The sequence below is a fragment of the Lachnospiraceae bacterium JLR.KK002 genome (genome assembly GCA_036941025.1).
In the GTDB taxonomy this organism is placed as follows: domain Bacteria; phylum Bacillota; class Clostridia; order Lachnospirales; family Lachnospiraceae; genus Petralouisia.
The window spans coordinates 3,152,087-3,173,494 of record JAYMNP010000001.1 but is presented as its reverse complement, the minus strand read 5'-3'; the positions used below and the strand labels follow the sequence as shown (position 1 = coordinate 3,173,494).

General features: G+C 40.0%; 15 protein-coding genes. All 15 read left to right on the top strand.

The genetic code is table 11. From position 1 onward, the window contains the following. Positions 1–18 precede the first annotated feature (18 nt). The 15 genes from VSQ32_15400 (at position 19) to VSQ32_15330 (ending at position 21,408) form a co-directional block, all read left to right on the top strand. Entirely contained in the window at positions 19–1,800 is a 1,782-nt protein-coding gene (locus VSQ32_15400; protein MEH2944210.1) for a thiamine pyrophosphate-binding protein, read from the top strand. A 14-nt stretch (positions 1,801–1,814) separates the two neighbouring features. Beyond that, on the top strand, positions 1,815–2,843 hold the full coding sequence (locus VSQ32_15395; protein MEH2944209.1) for a radical SAM/SPASM domain-containing protein: 1,029 nt from the start codon (positions 1,815–1,817) through the stop codon (positions 2,841–2,843). A 60-nt stretch (positions 2,844–2,903) separates the two neighbouring features. Further along, positions 2,904–4,580: a hypothetical protein gene (locus tag VSQ32_15390; protein MEH2944208.1), complete on the top strand. Its 1,677-nt coding sequence runs from the start codon at positions 2,904–2,906 to the stop codon at positions 4,578–4,580. A gap of 76 nt (positions 4,581–4,656) precedes the next feature. Continuing rightward, complete coding sequence (locus VSQ32_15385; protein ID MEH2944207.1) at positions 4,657–6,678, top strand: sulfatase-like hydrolase/transferase; 2,022 nt, start codon at positions 4,657–4,659, stop codon at positions 6,676–6,678. After that, the gene (locus tag VSQ32_15380) at positions 6,675–7,607 is read left to right on the top strand and encodes a choline/ethanolamine kinase family protein (protein MEH2944206.1); all 933 of its coding nucleotides are present in this window, start codon (positions 6,675–6,677) and stop codon (positions 7,605–7,607) included. Before VSQ32_15385 ends, VSQ32_15380 begins: the two co-directional genes overlap by 4 nt. Continuing rightward, a complete protein-coding gene (locus tag VSQ32_15375) occupies positions 7,594–8,337 on the top strand; it encodes an NTP transferase domain-containing protein (GenBank protein ID MEH2944205.1) in 744 nt (247 codons plus the stop codon). The genes VSQ32_15380 and VSQ32_15375 overlap by 14 nt, the downstream gene beginning before the upstream one ends. Beyond that, a complete protein-coding gene (locus tag VSQ32_15370; protein MEH2944204.1) occupies positions 8,324–9,862 on the top strand; it encodes a BCCT family transporter in 1,539 nt (512 codons plus the stop codon). Before VSQ32_15375 ends, VSQ32_15370 begins: the two co-directional genes overlap by 14 nt. A gap of 559 nt (positions 9,863–10,421) precedes the next feature. Then, a complete protein-coding gene (locus VSQ32_15365) occupies positions 10,422–10,748 on the top strand; it encodes a hypothetical protein (protein ID MEH2944203.1) in 327 nt (108 codons plus the stop codon). Then, positions 10,745–12,676: a 6-hydroxymethylpterin diphosphokinase MptE-like protein gene (locus VSQ32_15360; GenBank protein MEH2944202.1), complete on the top strand. Its 1,932-nt coding sequence runs from the start codon at positions 10,745–10,747 to the stop codon at positions 12,674–12,676. The genes VSQ32_15365 and VSQ32_15360 overlap by 4 nt, the downstream gene beginning before the upstream one ends. Continuing rightward, positions 12,666–14,387, top strand: coding sequence for a glycosyltransferase (locus VSQ32_15355; GenBank protein MEH2944201.1), 1,722 nt, complete (start codon positions 12,666–12,668; stop codon positions 14,385–14,387). Before VSQ32_15360 ends, VSQ32_15355 begins: the two co-directional genes overlap by 11 nt. Continuing rightward, entirely contained in the window at positions 14,388–15,623 is a 1,236-nt protein-coding gene (locus VSQ32_15350) for a glycosyltransferase (protein MEH2944200.1), read from the top strand. It begins immediately after the preceding gene. Positions 15,624–15,630: 7 nt separating this feature from the next. Continuing rightward, positions 15,631–17,013, top strand: coding sequence for a radical SAM protein (locus VSQ32_15345; GenBank protein ID MEH2944199.1), 1,383 nt, complete (start codon positions 15,631–15,633; stop codon positions 17,011–17,013). A 27-nt stretch (positions 17,014–17,040) separates the two neighbouring features. Further along, positions 17,041–17,964 carry an NAD(P)-dependent oxidoreductase gene (locus tag VSQ32_15340; protein ID MEH2944198.1) on the top strand — a complete coding sequence of 308 codons (924 nt, stop codon included), beginning with the start codon at positions 17,041–17,043 and terminating at the stop codon, positions 17,962–17,964. Continuing rightward, positions 17,965–19,560: an aldolase catalytic domain-containing protein gene (locus tag VSQ32_15335; protein ID MEH2944197.1), complete on the top strand. Its 1,596-nt coding sequence runs from the start codon at positions 17,965–17,967 to the stop codon at positions 19,558–19,560. Between the two features lie 15 nt (positions 19,561–19,575). Next, positions 19,576–21,408 (top strand): thiamine pyrophosphate-binding protein, encoded by a 1,833-nt coding sequence (locus VSQ32_15330; GenBank protein MEH2944196.1) that lies wholly within the window; start codon positions 19,576–19,578, stop codon positions 21,406–21,408.

Genomic DNA, 21,408 nt, shown 5'->3' with positions numbered 1-21,408 from the left:
CGAAAGGAAGGTTTTCAGATGAAAAAGCGCGTGGCGGATATTATCATGGATACATTGTCTGCTTTGGGTGTGACAGAATGTTTTGCAGTAGTTGGCGGCGGGGCAATGTATCTGGATAACGCGTTAGATATATGTAAGGATATAAAAGTGTTTTTTAATCATCATGAACAGGCCTGCGCTATGGCTGCAGAGGCCTATGCAAGGTATAGTGGCAGAATGGCAGCGGTCTGTGTTACATCAGGACCTGGCGCGGTAAATGCGTTGACGGGAGTAGTAGGAGCCTGGCAGGATAGTATTCCAATGATCGTACTTTCCGGGCAGGTTCGTTATCAAACGTCTGTTTCTGCTTCCGGATTGCCATTACGTTATCGAGGAATGCAGGAGTTTGAAATTGTTCCAACTGTTCGGAATATGACGAAATATGCCAGAATGATCACAGACCCGCTGGAGATAAAAAGAGAGTTGGTGAAAGCTGTTCACATAGCTATGGATGGACGAAGAGGGCCTGTGTGGCTGGATATACCTCAGGATATTCAGAGTGCAGAAGTAGAAGAAGCAGATTTGTATTCTGCAGAAAAATTTGATTGCAGCAGCGTTAAACCAGAGCAGACCGTTGTAAATGATATATTGCAAACCCTGCAGTATGCGAAGCGTCCGTGTATTCTGGCGGGATCCGGCATTATCAGCAGTCATGTCAGAGAAGAATTTTCAGAATTTGTAAATTACATGTCTGTACCGGTAATCGGAGGGGCATGGGTCGCAGATGTCTTTTATATGGAGCATCCGCTGTATTATGGTTTGTCTGGCAATATTGGACCCAGGAGTGGAAATTTTGTATTACAAAATGCAGATGTGATTCTTGTATTGGGAAATAGTCTGGGATTTCGGCAGACTGGCTTTAATCAGAGTGGTTTTGCGCCAAAGGCAAAAATATACATGGTAGATGCGGATGAAAATGAAGGTAAAAAGCCTGGATTAAATATTCAACAGTTCCTGAATGCCAGTTTACAGACCTTTTTTGATATGGCTCAAATATCTGATGTGAAAATACAGGAGCATACAGAATGGATAGAATATTGTGATTATCTGAAACAAAAATTTACGGTATTTGAGTCTGTACAGAACCTGAGTCAGAGTGAAAAAGTATCTTCCTACTGTTTCTGGGAAAAATTTCAGCAATATGAAGAGGATGACAGTATTCTGGCTTTGGGAAATAATACGGCAAGTTCTGCCAAATTGCAGATAGGAACAGTTAAGAAGGGACAGAGGGTAATGACAAATTATACCTGTGGTTCTATGGGGTATGATTTGCCTGCTGCGATTGGTGCAGCTGTGGCCTCCGGAAAAAATGTATATTGTCTGACAGGTGACGGGAGTATTATGATGAATCTTCAGGAACTTCAGACAATAGTGCAGTACAATTTGCCCATAAAATTAGTTGTGTTTAATAATAATGGGTATGCGGCAATTCGCCAGACCAGCAATAATTTTTTCAATGGAAGATATGTCGGCTGTACTCCGGAGACAGGAGTAAGTTTTCCCGATTTTAAAAAGGTTGCGGATACTTTTGGGTTTGAGTATATAAAGTGTGAGACTAATAGAGAAGTAGAAATTAAGCTGAAACAGTTTTTTCACTCTGAACAGAGAATTTTTCTGGAAGTTATACAAAAAACGGATGATCCCATTACACCAAAAGTAATGTCACATCTGGACGAAAATGGGAAAATGCAGTCTCCGGTTTTACATGATATGTTTCCCTTTTTGGATGAAGAGGAAATGGAGCGGCTGATGCTCCAGTAAAAGGAGGTTCGAAAATGCCTGCGATAAGACAGGGAAAAATATACGCAAGAGAACGAATCAATCTGGGAAGTGCTGTACCGCTGGAGGTACCGTTTTCCGTTCAGATTGATGTATGCAGTGCATGCAATATGAAATGTAAATTCTGTTATCATTCTGATTCAGAAGCAATTAAGCGTGAAGGTGTAAAATTTGGTATGATGTCGTACGGCCTTTTTTGTAAAATAATTGACGATATGAAGACAGAATGGAGAAGTCAGGGACGGAAAATCAAAAAGTTGCGTTTGTTTAAAGCAGGGGAGTCTTTGCTTCATCCGGAAATTTGCGCTATGGTACAATATGCAAAGGAATCAGATGTGGCAGAATGTATTGAGCTTACAACAAACGGAACATTGTTGAGCGAAAGTATGAGTGAAAGTCTGATAAAAGCCGGGCTTGATATATTAAATATATCTGTGAACGGGATAAGCAGAGAGCAGTACAGGGATGTTTGCCAGTATGACCTGGATTTTGAAGAGTTTCGAAAGAAAATAAAATTTTTTTATGACAGAAAGCAACAATGTAAATTGTTTTTGAAATACAGCGACATAGGGTATACTCAGGAAGAGAGAGACAGTTTTTATGATATGTTTGAAAATTGCTGTGATGAAATTTTTGTGGAAACAATTTCATCTACCCTGTGGCCGGATACTAATGTGGAAGAAAAAATAGCGAATGCAGAAAAGGGAACTTATGGTCAGGAGTTAAAAGAGAAAAAAGTCTGTCCATTTCTTTTTACTACTATGGTAATAAACGATGCCGGGATTGCCCATTTATGCTGCGTTGACTGGAAGCTGCATTATATATTAGGAGATTTGAAAAAAGAAAAAATTTCAGCTGTCTGGGCAGGAGAGAGGCTGAGAACATATCAGTGTAAACATTTGAAGGGTGAAAAAAACAGTATTAAAATTTGTGAGAAATGTGAAAGTCTGTCAGCAAATACAATTGATGATATTGACGACTATGCCGAAGCAATATTAAAGCGTTTTGGAGAAGGAAAAATCTGATGAGATTGTATAGAATCGATGGATCAGGGCCTGATATTACAGGAAGGAGTTAAAAATAAAATGGTATTGACTGGACAGGAATTGCTTGAATATGCCTGCGGGCAGTTTGAGGGCGGGGCATATGAAACAGCCCTCAGGGCCTTCGTACTGGCATATGCTCGAAACTATGAGCGTGAGTGGATACTGGAAAACATTTATAACTGTTATATGGCAGGGAATGAAATGGAATTCAGGAATTCTTATGGACGTTGGGATTTTGGAGAAAAAACAGCGTATGAAAAGTGTATGTTGGATTTTATCCCATACTGTGAAGGGGAATATTATATTTACGACAGGGAAATACAGGAATTCCGGGGTGTTTTTTCTGTAAAAACAGTAGAGAGTGTTGTCCGGCAGGAATGTTTCAAACAGTCTGAGTTCAGTGCAATGGCGGCGATAACAGACTGGAACTGGAGCAAAATGCCGGAGATTTTGTCAGAAGCAGAATATCGAAAAGTGTACTTAGTCTGCAAAGATAAAAACAGATGTGATTCTTTTTTTAAAATTCCTGAGCTGGAAAAGTTTGCAAAAAATATTATGATATTCTCATGTAAAGAAGAGTTTCAACAATATTTTCATGAGAATACAGCTGAATATCTGCCAAAGCAGTGTGCAGGAGAGGAAGAGGAAAGGCAGGGCCTGCTGGAGATCATTAATCAGGAACATGCATACAGGCTTACTCCGGAAGGACGTAATACGGAGCGTGTGTTACTGACAATAGGAATTCCTACCTATGAGAGAGGAAATCTTCTTTTAAAACGTCTGGAGAATCTGAGGCAGATGCCATATGATGCAGAGATAGAGTTTGCCATATCGAAAAACGGGACAGCGCTGTATCAGGAAGAATATAAAAGCGTTTCTTCCATTCCGGATGCTCGAATCAATTATAAGGGATACGATGAAACATTAACAGCCTGGTATAATTGTAAAAGCGTAATGCAAATCGCTGCCGGGAAATTTGTCTTAATAGTTTCAGATGAAGATGATGTAATTATCAGTGCGTTGGAACATTACCTGAAAGTGCTGAGTTCTTATACTGATTTGGCGATGGTCAGGGCAAAAACATGTGTGCAATATTCTACGATAGACAGAACAATGTATTATAAAAAAGGAAAAGAGGCGCTTTTGGGTGGATTTTTAGGTCAAAATTATATGTCGGGTGCCATTTATCATCGGGAAAAATTCTGGAAGTCCGGAGTAGATGTCTGGGATGAAAAATATTATGAAGATAACAGTTTTTATGGCTTCTATCCCCATGCATGGTGTCAGGTATTATTAAGTGATATGGGAGATTATCTGGAGGATAATGTATGTCTGATATCAGAAGGAGATTCAGCTTACGAGGATATGAAGGAACAATATAGCCAAACAGGGAATTCCCTGGCTGAAAATCTCAAATGGGACAGAAATATTCCAGTATATGCCACATGGGAAAGCCGTATTGAGCAACACAAAGATGCATTGGAATGTATCCATGATTTTGCAGGCGGTGATAAGGAACTGGAGTTGAAAATGCTTCAACGAATGCTGGAAAAAACGGTTTATCTGATGATTAATGTGAAAGATAAATACGAGTTGAATGAGAAAAAGGAGCTTGCAAATACTTTTGTTGATGAGACATTATTGAGACTGGACGCTTTTGGGATGGGACTGTCGGAAAAAAGTAAAGATGGTATTATATCACAGTTACTGAGTTAAAAAGAGAGTAATGAGCCTTGAAACTTTTGGAAAATAAGATAATCTGATGAAGTATCCATGATTCAGGAGGGAAGATGTGAAGAAAAATGTAATTATGATTGTATTGGACAGTCTTTCAAAATGGTATATTGACCAGATGGAAGAAGACAGTTTTTTTTCAAATATGGAAAAGAGCAGTTATTGTGCTGCCAATATGTATGCGAGCGGACCATTTACAGAAGCGGCCATAAGAGGACTGTGGGAGTCAGCAGATCCTGTGACAGGGAATGGATTACTGGGTGGAATTGAGAAATTCAGAGCAATGCCGTTTTTTGAATTATTTCAGAAAAATGGATATAAAGATATTTACATGGATTATCCAATGCTGTTAAGTACGGATGAATTGCGCAGACGGGAAATTCAGGGTACGGGCTGGGTAGGAGATACCGTATTGGACAGATTAAAATATTATGCTGAGCTTAAACAGAAAGGGGAGCTGCGGTCCGGAGATTACAGAATTATCGGGATCTGGCTGGAACATTGGTTTGATATTTACAGGCATAAGGAAAAAGCCCCGTCAGAATATGCATTGTATTTGCAGAATAAAAGGCGGTATATAGATGAACTTTTAGAAGATGAACTGAGACAGGAAAATTTCCGCGACGAAGAAAGTGAGCCATCTGCCCGAAGTTATCTGTCAAGGGCGGAAAGGGTGGAAAATAAACCTTTATCAGATTCTGAAAGTAAACTGGAATCTTTGGTCAGGCATAAAAATATTCAGTATATTATGTCGTCCCAACATTATGACAGAGAAACTGTAAATCTTATGCTGGGCCAGGAAGTCTATAATAAAGATCTGGCGACAGGTGATAATGTTATGTACTCAATGAGAAGGCCAATTTCCAATATCAGGGAGGATTTTGAACATTTCTGGGAATGGCATGATAACAGAACAGATATAGAAGGGCCGTTTCTTGCTTACATTCATGACAGTTCTTTTCATTTGCCGGAAAGTTTTATGGACAGACGGTATGGAGAAGCTGGTTATGAGGAAGAAATATGGGAAAAGGTACAGGAGACAGAATTATTACCCTTTCAGAAAATGTCAGTGATGAAACAATTATCCCTCAGGCACATTTCAAAAAATCTTAACCTGTTCTGGAAAGAGCTTGAAAAGAGAGCACTGCTGGAAAACACATATGTAATTATTACCGCGGATCACGGTTCGGCCAATACGATATACTGCCGGCCTGAAAGTAAATGGAATTATAGCCGAAGAGTTTTTCAGGTTCCATTTTATATGACCGGACCGGATATCACGCCGCATATAGATTATGGATTTCATATGGCACAGGATATTTTGCCAACTCTGATTGACAGGTGTGGACTGGATACATATGGAAATCATTATATGGGTCATAATATTGAAAGCGGCGGAGATGAATATGCCTTTTCAACCTGGGTGCATGGTGCGTTTGACTTATACAGGCAGGAAATAAAGATGGGAATTCGGAATGAACGGTACAGTATAAACTGTATTGGTTATATTACACAGTTTTTTGGCAGCTGCCGTTTCACTGCATGTGATCTTATGGCAGATCCGGATGAAGCAGATGACGTCTATGAATCAGTCAGGGAAAGAGAGGATTTTATAAATTTATATAAGAAACTGCAAAACAGATGGTTTGAGATTATTTTTGATGTTTTGACAGATCAGGAAAATCCATGGGATTTTAGTGAAAAATATGGTTTTCTGGTGGATAAAAAAGAAAAGTACAGGGAATTCAATGAAAGTCAGAAGAGATATCCCAGAGAAAAGTTTGAGAAAGAACTGAAGGAAAAACAGGTTGTGATTGTGGGGACGGATGAAGAGCTGGAAGTATTTTTAAAGAACTTTGGTTATAATTATCAGGTAAAGGAAGTCTGGGATATTAATCCGCAAAAACTGGGAACCAGCATATTTGGCCATAACATTTGTATGCCTCATGCAGATATTGACCAAAGTAATACGTTATTTGTTGTAACCGGCAGACAGGAACTGGAACTGAAAGAATATCTGGATGATGCAGGGATCAGAGATTATTTATACTGGCGTTTGATCGGGCAGGGAGATATATGAGTGAAACATTGAGATTTTCTGAAAGCGGAATTGCTCCGGATATTGTGGATCAGATTGCGAAAATATTTCATGTTTCTGCAAAGGAAATTACAGATATCAGAATCATGAAAAAGGGAATGACAAACCGTTCATTTTGTTTTTCTGTGGGGGGAACCAGATACATAATGAGAGTTCCGGGAGAGGGAACAGAATATCTGATTAATCGCAGTCAGGAAGCACAGGTCTACCGTATAATTGCGGATAAAGGATTATGTGACAATATTGTGTATTTTAATTCGGTAAATGGATATAAAATCACAAAGTATCTGGAAGGTGTGAGAACCTGTAACCCTGACAGTATCTCTGATTTGAAAAGATGTATGGAAAAGTTACGGGATTTTCACAATATGAAATTGTTTGTTTCTCATGAGTTTGACCTGTTTGGACAGATTGATTTTTATGAAAGTCTCCGGATGGGGAGGAAGTCCATGTATAAAGATTATCCGCAGATAAAACAGAAAGTGCTGTCTCTGAAAGGGTATATCTGTAAACATATTACTTCATATTGTCTTTCCCATATAGATGCAGTGCCGGATAATTTTCTGTTCTATATGGACAGTGGAGTGGAAAAGCTGCAGCTTACGGACTGGGAGTATGCCGGTATGCAGGATCCACATGTGGATATTGCCATGTTCTGTATTTACAGTTCTTATGACAGAAGCCAGGTGGAAAGACTGATAGATATTTATTTTGAAGGAAATTGTTCATCCTGTACACGTATCAAGATATACTGTTATATTTCTGTCTGCGGACTTCTGTGGAGCAACTGGTGCGAATATAAGAGAAGCCTTGGAGTGGAGTTTGGGGAATATTCTCTGCGGCAGTATGATTATGCGAGGAAGTATTTCGAGATTGCGGAAGAAATGGGGGCTGTGAATGAATCGGGTTGAGAAAGCTGTTATTCTGGCAGCAGGTGCCGGAAAACGTATGCATCCCATTACGTTAAAGACACCGAAGCCTTTGGTACAGGTGAACGGTTTGAGAATGATTGATACAGTGATTCGCGGGCTGCATGAAAATGGAATAAGTGAGATTTATATAGTAGTTGGCTATAAAAAAGAACAATTCAGATGTCTGCTGGATGAATATCAGGGAATTACCCTGATTGAAAATCCCTGTTATGATGTGAGTAATAATATATCTTCACTTTATGCTGCACGTTGGTATCTTGAAAATTCCATTATTCTGGACGGGGATCAGATTATTTTTAATTCAGATATATTGTCTCCGGAGTTTGAATATTCAGGTTATAATGCAGTGTGGACGGAGAAAGAGACAAATGAATGGCTGATGACAGTAGAGGATGGATTTGTCAGGCATTGTTCCAGAAACGGTGGAAAAAGGGGCTGGCAGCTGTACAGTATTTCAAGATGGAGTGCAGAAGATGGAAAGAAACTTTGCAGGCATTTGGAAATAGAATTTGAAAAAAAGAAAAATACGCAGATATACTGGGATGATATTGTCATGTTTTGTTATCCGCAGGAATATCAGCTGGGAATCAGACAGATGCAGGAAGGTGATCTGATTGAAATAGATGAGTTGAAAGAACTGGCTGCATTGGATGCAGCATATTCAGATTACGTCGGGAAGGGGAATACGGACAGGGATGGGCGGCAATAAATTAAAGTCGGAAAAAGGTGTACGGGGAAATATTGATCCGGTGACGACAGCAGTGCCTCTGGCAGTAGTTCTTTTGCTGTGTATTTCGTTTACCGTATGTCCTGAAGTATCTGCAGGGATTCTTATGACAATTCGGGGATTTCTGGGTGATACGCTTGGAATCTGGTATCTTGCAGTGGGATTGGCTGTTTTGCTTATTTCGTTTTGGATAGCATTTTCAGATATAGGAAAAATTACACTGGGAGAAAAGGGGGAAAAGCCGAAATATGGTTTCCTGGCATGGGGAGCAATGATTTTTACGTGTGGACTGGCGGCAGATATTCTGTTTTATTCTTTTTGTGAATGGATTTGTTATGCGCAGGAACCCCATGTGTCAGAAGCTGGTTCTGTTCAGGATTGGGCTTCGACCTATCCTTTATTCCACTGGGGGCCGATTCCATGGAGTTTTTATGCGGTACTGGCTGCCTGTTTTGGGTTTATGCTGCATGTCCGTAACGTCAGAAAGCAGAAATATTCAGAAGCATGTCGTCCGCTTCTTGGGAGTCAGACAGACAGGGGGGCCGGAAAGATAATTGACATTCTGGCTGTTATAGCTTTGATTGCCGGCACCACAACCACATTTTCGGTTGCCACACCATTGCTCTCTGCTGCAATAGCAGATCTGGCAGGAATTCAGAGTTCAAAATACATAACAATTATGATTCTTGTTATTACCTGTTTTATCTATACATTTGCTGTCATGAAGGATTTAAAGGGCGTTTCAGGGCTGGCAAATATCTGTATGTATCTGTTTGGCGCCCTGCTTATTTATGTTCTGGTATTTGGCGGTGAAACCAGATATATACTGGAAACAGGATTTTCAGCTGTTGGAAATATGATCCAGAATTTTATTGTGCTAAGTACATGGACGGATGCGCTCAGAGTGTCGTCATTTCCCCAGAACTGGACAATATTTTATTGGGCTTACTGGATGGTATGGTGTGTGGCATCTCCCTTTTTTATGGGCAGTATCAGCCGTGGAAGAACAGTAAAACAGGTAATTCTTGGTGCGTATACCTTTGGTCTGGGGAGTACGCTGCTTTCTTTTATCATTCTGGGGAATTATGGGCTTGGTCTTCAGATGACAGGAAGGTTTGATGGAATTTCGTTTTTCAATCAGTGCGGAGATCTGTACCAGACAGTGATGGCGATTATCCGTACACTTCCGGCCTGTCCGGTGTTTCTGATTTTGCTGACTGTTTCCATGATTGCATTTTATGCAACTTCTTTTGACAGTATTACACTGGTGGCAAGCCAGTATAGTTACAGAGAATTCAGAGAAGGAGAGAAAGCAGGAAATGGCATGAAATTTTTTTGGGCGGTTTTGCTGATTTTGCTGCCAGTAACTTTTGTTTTTTCAGAGAGTTCCATGAAAAATATGCAGACCCTATCTATAATTGCGGCATTTCCGGTTTCGATAGTTATTATTTTGATTATTGTCAGTTTCGTTAAAGATGCAAAAAAATATTTATATGAAGAACAGTGACGGAGTATATGGCCACTGTTAATGTAATATCATACTTGCTGATACAGGGGCTGTTGCAGAATGCAGCTCCTTTTGTTTGTAATTTTTAGCATATTTTAGAAACACTAAAGTATTTTTTTTGATGTCCGATATATAATACAGTAAATGATTAGGGCATGAGTCTGTTGCAGCATGGAAGCTGCTTTGAATTCAGGGAGGAAGTCATGACGAAAATGGTCTGGAATCATAGTTCAGGATGGTACTGTAATTATAAATGGAATGTTATGAGGAACAGGGGAATTACTTTATGATAAGTATACCTGCCCTGTTTGTAGTAGCATAATGTTAAGAAGTTGGCATTTGTCAGCTTTTTTATTTATCTTATAGGAAAGACCTTGTCACGCTAACGCGTGAAAGTATCTTTTCTATAAGATAAAAATAATATGCGCAGGGTCTGCTCACTTTGTTCTCATACAAAAATTACTGTGCTATAGTTTAACTGTGTATGGGAATTTCACAGGATAAAGTTTTCCCAAATAAAAAATGCAGTATCATGTGGAGGAATAGCAGGGAGAATAGTATGGAAGAATTTAACGTATTGTTGGGTAAAAATATAGAACTGGTAGAAAAAATAAGCTGTAAAATTGAAAGCGGGGAACCGTATATGGAGTCCCTCAGGATTTATTTGCCGTCTTTAAATCAGATGGTAACAACTATCATTAATATGGTACAGGTACCGGAGATTTCACTGGAATTAAATCAGGCATTTGTATTACAGGTATTGCAGGATATTCTTTATGGAATAGAAAATGAGGATTCCGTATTTTTACTTGATGTTCTGCGATATGGCCTGTTAGAGATTTATCATTATGTTGAAACGGAATTGCAAAGTGAGGGAATATCATGAACGAACTGATTTATAAAAAAAATATGGAGGCGTTGAGAGGGAAATATCCGGTATGGGCAGCTATACTGGAAAATGTAAAACGGAAAAAGAGAAATTTTGATGTAATAGCGGAAGAAAGTCTGATGGAGAATACAACTATCCTGAAGGTGGTACAGGATGGAAAGACATTGTATCTCAATGGAAAATACGCACCTTCAGCAGTCATTGAGCGTTGGTTCCAAAATCAGGGAAAAATAGATGAGTATGCACCTGTTGTTATCCTGGGTGTTTCTAATGGCGAGCATATACGGCAGATTATGGAGCGAGCCCCGAAAACGTCAAATATACTGATTTATGAGCCATCTTTTGAGGTCTTTCGCAGAGCCATGCAGGAAGTGGATTTATCCTTTATTTTTCAGCCGGATATTCCGGTGGGGATTATAGTAGAGGGGATCAATGAGGAGGAAATAGAATCATATTTCAGATTATTCATTTCCTATGATAATATGACGTTGTTGCGGTATTATATTTCAGGAAATTATCACGACCTGTTTCAGGAAAAGACAGAAAAATTCATTACAAATCTTAAAAAGTATGTGTATGATATACATGTGGCATGGAATACAAGAGTACGTTATGCAAATGTACGGGCGGTAAATGTATTTGTTAATTTACATTATTTATATGAAGGATATAGTGTCAGGGCTTTGTATGGAATGCTGCCAAAAGAGGTTCCGGTTATCATAGTTTCTGCAGGTCCGTCCCTGAATAAAAATATTATGGATTTGAAAAAAGCCGTGGGAAAGGCCTGTATTATTGCCACAGATACAGCTGTGAAACCCCTTTTAAATGCAGGGATTATTCCGGATCTGTTTGTAATTATAGATGGATTAAAACCGGACATCCTGTTTCAGCATAAAGATATATCAAGAGTGCCTATGGTTGCCATGACAGCGGTATCTACCGGGCCCATGACATACCATAAAGGGAAAAAATTTTTTTATGGCGCAGATTCTGCTCTGGAGGATTATCTTACAGGGGATATTAAAAAGAAAGAAAGTGAGCAGTCAACAAGAGTGATTCCGTATCTTGTAACTGGCGGTTCCGTGGCGACTTCAGCATATGCCCTTGGCCTGAACATGGGAACGGGGACAGTGATTCTGGTAGGACAGGACCTGGCAATGACAGGGAACAGGACCCATGCCGATGGAACTTTTCAGGATGAGATGGATCAGATTGATGCAGACAGCGGAGAATATTTTGAAGTTGAGTCTGTAGATGGGGGTAAAGTTCTGACCAGGCTGGATTTTGATTTATACCGACGATGGTTTGAAGATCATTTTGAAAAATGGGATCACGTTACTGTGGTGGATGCCACAGAAGGCGGAGCTCTGATTCGCGGTACTAAAATTATGACACTGAAAAAGGCAATTCAGAAATATTGTGTCAGGGAATTTAACGTAAAATGGCATATTGATCGCTGTAAAAAGTTATTTGTGGGAGATGACCGCGAAAAGGTTTTAAATTGTTTTGGGGGATCTCTGAAGAAACTTGAGGAGGTAAAGAAAAAAGCCAAAGAGGGGCTGGGTTATTATGAGCGTCTGGAGAAGCTGTCCAGGAAGAAGAATGTGTCAGATCAGGAACTGGCAAAAGTATTGAAGAAGATATCAAAGGTAAACCGTTATATGGAATCTGACTATATGGCGCGGACCGTGATGGACAGTCTTGAGGGACTGAATTATACTTTAAGACCCATTGCATATCAGATGCAGGCAGATAAAGCGGGGGAGCTCATGGATGTGGCAGAGCAGGGAAAAGTCCTGTTGTACGGAGTGACAGTAGCAGCAGATGAAATATCAGATATTGCAGAGCAGACCATTGTAAAATATGCGGAAGAACATCCGGTAAAAGATAATGAGAGGCAGGAAGGAAATAAAAATGGCACTTGAGAACAGAGAATTGATGGAATATGCCTGTGAAAGATTTGAGGAAGGAAAATATGATGAAGCGTTAGAGTCTTTTGCTTTGCTCTATATGAGAGGCTATGAACAGGAATGGCTGATAGAGACAATTTATAATTGTTATATGGCAGAAAATGATGAAAAATTCAGGAAGGCCTTTCATCCATTTGCAGAAAAAAGTAAGGATATTTATGAGGAATGTATTTTAGATTTTATTCCATACAGAGATGGGGAATATTACATTTTTGATAAAGAACTGGAGATTTTTCGGGGGATTTTTTCTGTTCCGGATTTGGAAAAAACAGATTTGAGACCGGTATTTCAGGAAATGGAATTCAGTGGGGCAGTGCTGGAACTGGACTGGGACTGGAATAAAGAAAAACCGGTACTGGCTGCTGCCAGGAATCGAAAAATTTATGCAATTTGCCATGACAGAAACAGATGTATGTCTTTTTTCAAGATTCCGGAACTGGCAGATTATATGAATAATATCAGATTATTTTCGGATGTATTGGAATTTCAGGATTATTTTCATCAGAATACTTCTGTCTATTTACCGCGTATTTTGCTTGGAAATAAAGATACCATAGAAAAATTAGATAACATTATAGACCAGGAGCACCAGTATCGTTTGACTCCGGAAGGGCGTAATACAAAAAATGTATTGCTGACAATCGGTATTCCAACAGCAAATCGGGGACATATGGTTTTAAAACGTCTGGAAAATTTATTAAGAATGTGCTATGATGCAGAAATTGAAATTGCAATTTCTAAAAACTGTAATGATTATTATCAGGAAGAATATGATGAAGTTGGCAGGATAACGGATGCCAGAATTCATTATTTTGATCATGGAATAAGATTAAAAGCATCTGATAACTGGATTTATACAGTAGAAATGGCCCATGGAAAATATGTTTTATTTGTGTCAGATGAAGATGATGTAGTGATAGAGGCGGTGGAACATTATCTGGCACTTTTAAGTAAACACCCGGAAGCAGGTCTTATAAGAGCCCGGACAGAGTTCCAATGCGCAGATATAAAAGAAAACCTGCATAAAAAAAAGGGGCTGGAAGCCTTTAGCGCAGAATTTCTTCGACAGAATTATTTGTCAGGTCTCATAGTAAGGAGAGAGGATTTTATTCTGGAGGATTTACATAAATTAAATGAATTTTCTGATAATTATTTTTTTGCCTGTTATCCCCATGAATGGTGGTGCGCAATACTGAGCAGACGTGGCGATTATTTGGAGGATCCGGTTACATTGATTTCTGAAAACGAATCATTAATTTCAGAAGAAGTAGAGATGGGCAGGAAAAAAGGGCTGGAGTTGCAGGCAGGAGAAGAAGGGCTTGTAAAAAATTCAAAGCTCCCTACTTACGCCACATATGAGTCGAGATTGAAACAATTTAGAGGATATATAGATTTTATACATTATTTTATGGAAGAAGATTGCCAGGGTGCAGAAGCCGGACTGGCATTGGCCATTGGTAAGGCATCGTTTTTATTTGAGTTAGCAAGAAGGTACAGTTATAAGCCGGATGACTTTTTGAATATGACGGACAAATTACTCTGGAGTTTTATGGAGGCAATAGATGAATTTACTCTGGAAGAGGAACAGAAAATACATCTTTTGAAAATGGCAGAATCATGTGGACTGCATTTAATGGGGCTTCATGAACAGCTTGGGGGAATATAGATGAAAAAGGATATTATGGTGTCTGTATTGTGCCCAACATACAATCATGAAGCATTTATAGGAGATGCGATAGAAGGAGTGCTCAGTCAGAAAACAGAATTCAAATATGAGTTGATTATTCATGAAGATGCTTCTACTGACCGTACAGCGGAAATTGTAAAAGAATATGCGGACAGATATCCGGAGCTGATACGGGTAATCTGGCAAAAGGAAAACCAGTTTTCAAAATATGATATAATGGGGAAATACATGATGCCGCTTGTCAGAGGCAGATATTTTGCATTGTGCGAAGGGGATGATTACTGGACAGATGACAGAAAACTGCAGAAACAGATTGATTTTCTGGAATCACATCAGGACTACTCCATGTGTATGCATAATGCGGTTAAATTAGACATGAGGACAGGGGAAAAAGTTTTACTGGATACTTTCCCGCGGGACGGGACATATTCACAGGAAGAACAGATTAAGGCAGGTTTGGGTTCAGATTTTCCGGCTACTGCTTCTTATGTTTTTCGGACAGATTTGTATTTGGAAATGCCTTCTTTTTTCTCGGAACCTCGGATAATAGATTATTTTCTTCGCCAGTATTATGCAAGCAGAGGAAAAGTATACTATTTTCAAAAGCCGATGTCAGTATATCGTGTCATGGTACTGAATTCCTATAAAACAAAAACGGTGGAAAATCAGGCGTTTTGTAATGAGCATACGATTAATACGATCCGTTTCATGGAAAAACTGGATGTTTATACAGAAGGAAAATACCACGAGCTGCTGGAAGGTAAAACAGAGTCTGATTATTTCGGATATTGCACTTCGATTGACAAAGAGGCTGGCATAAAAAAAGCTCTGGAGCGAGACATGAATTTAGAGAGAATTCAGAAATGTTATGATTGTCTGGACGTATTACGGTTAAGCTCTTCTGTTATTGAAATATCATTGGCTTCAGAGAACCTGTTTATTTATGGAACCAGCAGACTGGCCATGATATGCAGACAACAGATGGAAAATGCAGGAGTAGAATTTAAGGGATTTGTTGTATCAGATGGGCAGATAGGCCCGAAAATCCTGGAAGGAAAGAAGATATATCATTTACAGGAAGTGATTGACAGGTTTAGAAATCCGGGGTTTATACTGGCAGTGCAGCCGGTGAACGCAGATGTAATTGCAGAGTATTTAGAAGAAAAGCATATGGTGAATTACTGTATGCCATACAGATTGGAAAAAGAGAGGTAAATAGCGAATGAAGGTTTGTAAACGGGCATTATATGCTCAGGTGATTGATGGAATCGGAACGGTTCGTGCCTGCAGCTGGGCAGGATTTTATCTGCTGGGTAATCTCAGGGATAATACTATGAAGGAAGTATTCAACAGTGAGGCGGCAAAAAGATTCCGCCAGACGCTGGTGGATGGTACTTATGATTATTGTAACGAAGAAAATTGCCTCTACATGGCAAATAATAATCTGGAATCCTATATGGTTGAGATTGATGAATTCCCGGAATATCCGGAGATAGTAAGTCTGGCATATGACAGGCGATGTAATTATCATTGTACCTGCTGTGCTTCCAGGAGCGATGAAAAACCGGATCCGAATGTTGAAAAAAAGGTTGAAAGTGAGATACGGGCCGCTTTGCCATATGTAAAAGAGTTTTCGGCAAATGGGCTTGGCGAATTTTTTGTCAGCGACAGTATGATAAGGCTGGTATCAGAATGGAGACCTGAGGTGAAGGAACAGGCAAATTTTTCACTGGAAACAAATGGCTCATTATTTACACCGGAGAACTGGGAGAAGATTAAAAATATTGGAGATGTCCATCTGGATGTGGCTATAACGGTCCATAGTTTTGATGAGGCGGCTTATCAATGGTGTTCAGGAACAAAGCTGCCGGTAAAGCGTATAGAAGACAACCTCAGATTTGTAAAGAAACTTCGTCAGGAAGGGAAAATAAATTTTCTGGAGCTTGCCATGGTGATGCAGGAGCGGAATTTTAGAACGCTGCCGGAATATATTGACAGATGTATCAATGAGTTTGGAGCAGACGTAGTCCGAATTCGCAGATTTTTACCGGAAAAAGCCATGGAAGAAAACCTGGAGTGGTTTTTTGATATCAGAAATCCGCTTCACCCATATCACCAGGAGTATCTCCGGATTATGGAGCACCCTGTATTTGAAGACCCACGTGTATATATATGGACAGGAGATCATTTGAGCAACAGAGGAGAGTTACCGGCTAAGGGAGATTATCGGGTGTTCCGGAATTTATTTTTCATCGAAGATGTTGGAAAGAAGCTGGCAGATTATCTGAAGGAAAGAGGCATAGAAAGGATTATACTGTATGCTGTTTCAGAAATTGGAAAAGCATTGACAAAAATATTAAAAGACCAACCTGTTGAGATTCTGTATATTTATGACAGAAATACTCATATAACAGAGTGGAATGGATATGAGGTGAGAACGCCTGCATGTGAAGCACTGGCGTCAACAGAAGAACCTTTATTGGTGACCCTGGCGTCTCGTTATGGGGAAATTGCAGAATATGTACAGGGACGCGGCTATAAAGGGGATATATTATCCTTGGATAAAATACTGGAAGAACTCAGAAGAACAGAGTGTGGATGCTGAATTTGAATCTGATGGAGGTTCAGATATATGAAGCGTGTGGCAGTAACCGGTGCTACCGGTGCAATAGGGATGGCACTGATACAGAAATGTATTACAGAACAGGTGGAAGTATGGGTATTCTGCAGAAAAGATTCTGAAAGAATAAATTGCATTCCCAGGCATCCTCTGGTACATCTGACAGAATGCAGTTTAGACGGAATAAAAGAGTTATCGGCAGAAAAAATTCCAGGGTGTGAAGTGTTTTATCATTTTGCCTGGGCATCTACAATTGGTGCAGGCAGAAACGATGTGTATCTGCAGCTTAAAAACGTAGAGTATACCCTGGATGCTGTACATCTGGCGAAACGAATTGGGTGTGAAACTTTTATCGGAGCAGGTTCTCAGGCCGAATATGGCAGGCATGAGAATTTGCTTACACCGGATACACCGGCATTTCCGGAAAATGGATATGGAATGGCAAAGCTGTGCGCAGGTCAGATGAGCAGGCTGGAGTGTAAGAAACTTGGGATGCGCCATATATGGACCAGAATATTAAGCGTATACGGTCCTTACGATGGACAGGCTACGATGATTTCCATGTTAATTCGGAAACTTTTGAATGAGGAGAGGCCCCTGTTGACAAAAGGGGAGCAGCAGTGGGATTATCTCTACAGCCAGGATGCGGCAGAGGCGTTATTTAGTCTGGGGTTAAAGGGCAAAGAGGATAAAGTATACTGTGTTGGAAGTGGTAAAACAGCGCCTTTATGTGAGTATATGGAAAAGGTCAGACGAGCTGTTAATCCGGCGGCAGAACTGGGAATAGGTGAAGTGCCTTATACTCCAAATCAGGTGATGTTCCTGGGAGCGGACATATCGGAACTTATCAGAGATACAGGCTTTCAGCCAGATACAGAGTTTGATGAAGGAATCAGAAAGACAGTTCAATGGTTCCGTAAACAGGAGGGACTGTGAATGGGAGAAATAAAACTGCTTGACTGTACGTTACGGGATGGAGGGTATATAAACGACTGGAAGTTTGGGAATAACAATCTCGTAAGTATCTTTGAACGTATCGTAGATGCAGGAACAGACATTATAGAAATTGGCTTTCTGGATGAAAAGCGCCCCTTTGATCTGGACAGAAGTATTATGCCGGATACGGGATGTGTGGGAAAAATATATGGAAAATTGAATAAAAAACAAACCATGGTTGTAGGGATGATTGATTATGGAAAATGTGGTCTGGAGTACATCAGCCCATGCAATGAGAGCTTTCTGGATGGAATCAGAGTAATTTTCAAAAAACATTTAAGAAAGCAGGCCATAGCCTTTTGCGGAGAATTAAAAAAGCTGGGATATAAAGTTTTTGCGCAGCTTGTCAGCGTTACCAGTTATAGCGATGAAGAGATGATGGATTTGATTCAGCTGGCGAATCAGGTCAGGCCTTATGCGGTATCCATGGTAGACACCTATGGACTGATGCACCAGAATAATCTTATGCATTATTTTACCCTTTTAAGTGAAAATCTGCACAGCGGTATTGGATTAGGGTATCATGCCCATAATAATTTTCAGATGGGATATGCAAACTGCATCACTATGTTGTCAAATGAAACAGAGAGAATGATGATTGTAGATGGTTCTCTTTATGGGATGGGAAAGAGTGCCGGTAATGCACCCATAGAACTTCTTGCCATGCATTTGAATCATATTCATGGAAAACGGTATCGTATCAGCCAGCTTCTGGAAGCCATTGATTCAAATATTTCACAATTTTATCATCCTGCAACCTGGGGATATAATATGTTTTATTATCTGGCAGCTTCTAATGACTGCCATCCGGATTATGTATCGTATCTGATGAACAAGCACACATTGTCAGTTAAGTCTATCAATGAATTGCTGGGGAAACTGGAGGGAGAGAATAAACTTCTTTATGACAAAGATTATATGGAGCAGTCATATGTTCAGTATCAGTTAAATGAAATTAATGACCGGAAAGCGCAGGAATTATTAAAGAAACTGTTTGAAGGGAAGGAATTATTACTGGTGGGGCCGGGGAAATCCATGGAGTTGGAACATGATAAAATAGAAAGCTATGTGAAAGAACGGAATTTGCCGATTATATCCATTAATTATATTCCGGATTATCTGCATCCGGATTATATTTTTATCAGCAATTCAAAACGTTATGTACAAATGGCTACAAATTTAAGTCAGGAAAAATATAAAATAATTGCCACGTCAAATGTCACCTGTTCCAGTGGAGAGTTTGATTATGTAATAAATATAGGTCCTTTACTGGATCGTGAAACAGAATTGATTGATAATTCACTGGCTATGTTATTAAGACAACTGATTCGTTTACAGGTAAAGACTGTGGTTTTGGCAGGGTTTGACGGATATTCCTGTGGAGAAATGAATTATTTAAATGAGCATATGGAATATGAATTTATAAAAAATAAGTCAGATTATCTCAACAGATATATGAGCGCGTTTTTGACAGAAAACAAATCCCTGATAAATGTTCGGTTTTTGACAAAAACGAAGTATAAAATGGAATACTGATGGGAGAAAGCAATTATGAGAATAAAAGTTGCACAATACATTTCGGAGTTTCTGGTAAATCATGGTATCAGGGATTGCTTTATGGTAACAGGCGGCGGCGCCATGCACCTGAATGAGGCCATAGGCCATCAGGAGGGATTACATTGCGTATTTAATCATCATGAACAGGCCTGTGCGATTGCAGCGGAAGCCTATACAAGAATGACAGGTGAATTAGCCGCAGTCTGCGTGACCAGCGGACCTGGAGGGACAAATGCCATTACAGGAGTGTTCGGCGGCTGGGTAGATTCCATACCTATGTTTGTCCTGTCCGGACAGGTGAAAAGGGAAACTACAGTCTGGTCGTGTCCGCAGCTTGCATTACGTCAGCTGGGAGATCAGGAATGTGATATTATAAAATCCGTATCAAATATGACAAAGTATGCAGTGATGGTTAGGGAACCGGATGCGATTGCCTATCATCTGGAAAAGGCTTTGTATTTATCCAGACATGGGAGAGGCGGTCCGGTGTGGCTGGATATTCCTCTGGATGTTCAGGGAGCCGAGATTGAGACAGAGCGGCTGCAGCATTTTCAGTCTGAGACAGAGCAGTTTTGGAAGATACCGGAACTGTCAGCCAATCAGGCAGATATTATTTTAAATAAAATCAGAAATGCAAAGTCTCCATTGCTTTTGGCAGGTACAGGGGTGCATTTGGGAAATGCGGAAAATGAATTTCTGGAACTGATTAATAAATTGAAGATTCCGGTTGTGACTGCATGGAATGCCAATGATACGGTGGCTTATGAAAATCCGTATTTTGCAGGAATGCCGGGAACAGTTGGGACAAGGCCCGGTAATTTTGCGTTGCAGAACAGTGATTTGCTGTTAAGCCTGGGATGCAGGATGAATATTCGGATGATTGGATATAATCATTTTGATTTTGCGAAAAATGCATATAAGATAGTGGTTGATATAGATGAAAAGGAACTTATAAAGCCCACAGTTCATGCAGATATGCCGGTTCATGGGGATGTAAAACAATTTGTCAGAAAGATGCTTGACATGGAATATGAACCGCCCGGCCACCATAAGGCGTGGGTGGACTGGTGCCATAAGGCATTGGAACAATATCCCGTTGTTCTGGAAAAGTACCATGATTCAAACAACAGATTAAATCCATATGTTTTCATAGATGTTTTGTTTGAAAAACTAAATGCGGCTGACAGAGTTATTTGTGGGAATGGCGGAGCATGTGTTATTACATTTCAGGCCGGAAAGATAAAGCAAGGACAGCGGATGTTTACAAATTCCGGATGTGCGGCTATGGGATATGGGCTGCCGGCAGCAGTGGGAGTGGCTGTATCAGATAACAGCAGGAGAACTATTTGTATCGACGGAGACGGAAGTATCATGATGAATCTCCAGGAACTGGCGACAGTTGCTTATAATAAGCTGAATATTAAGCTGTTTATCCTGAATAATAGCGGGTATCATTCCATACGGCAGACTCAGAGAAATCTGTTTCAGTCGTCGTTTGTGGGCATTGACAGTGAGAGCGGTGTGGGCTTTCCTGATTTTGAAAAACTGTCCGGGGCTTTTGGCATAAGTTACTGTAAAATAGATTCAGAAGCACAGTGTAATGAAATTTTAGCAGATGTACTGTCCTGCGAAAGAGCATGTATCTGTGAAGTTGTTGTTGATTCGGAGCAAAATTTTGAACCAAAATCGTCTTCAAGGCTGCTGCCGGATGGAAGAATAGTATCGCCTTCTCTGGACGATATGGCACCCTTTCTGGAACGGGAGGAATATGACAAAATGCGATATAAGCGGAATGGTTACAGTAACATAACAGAAAAAGGAGAATAA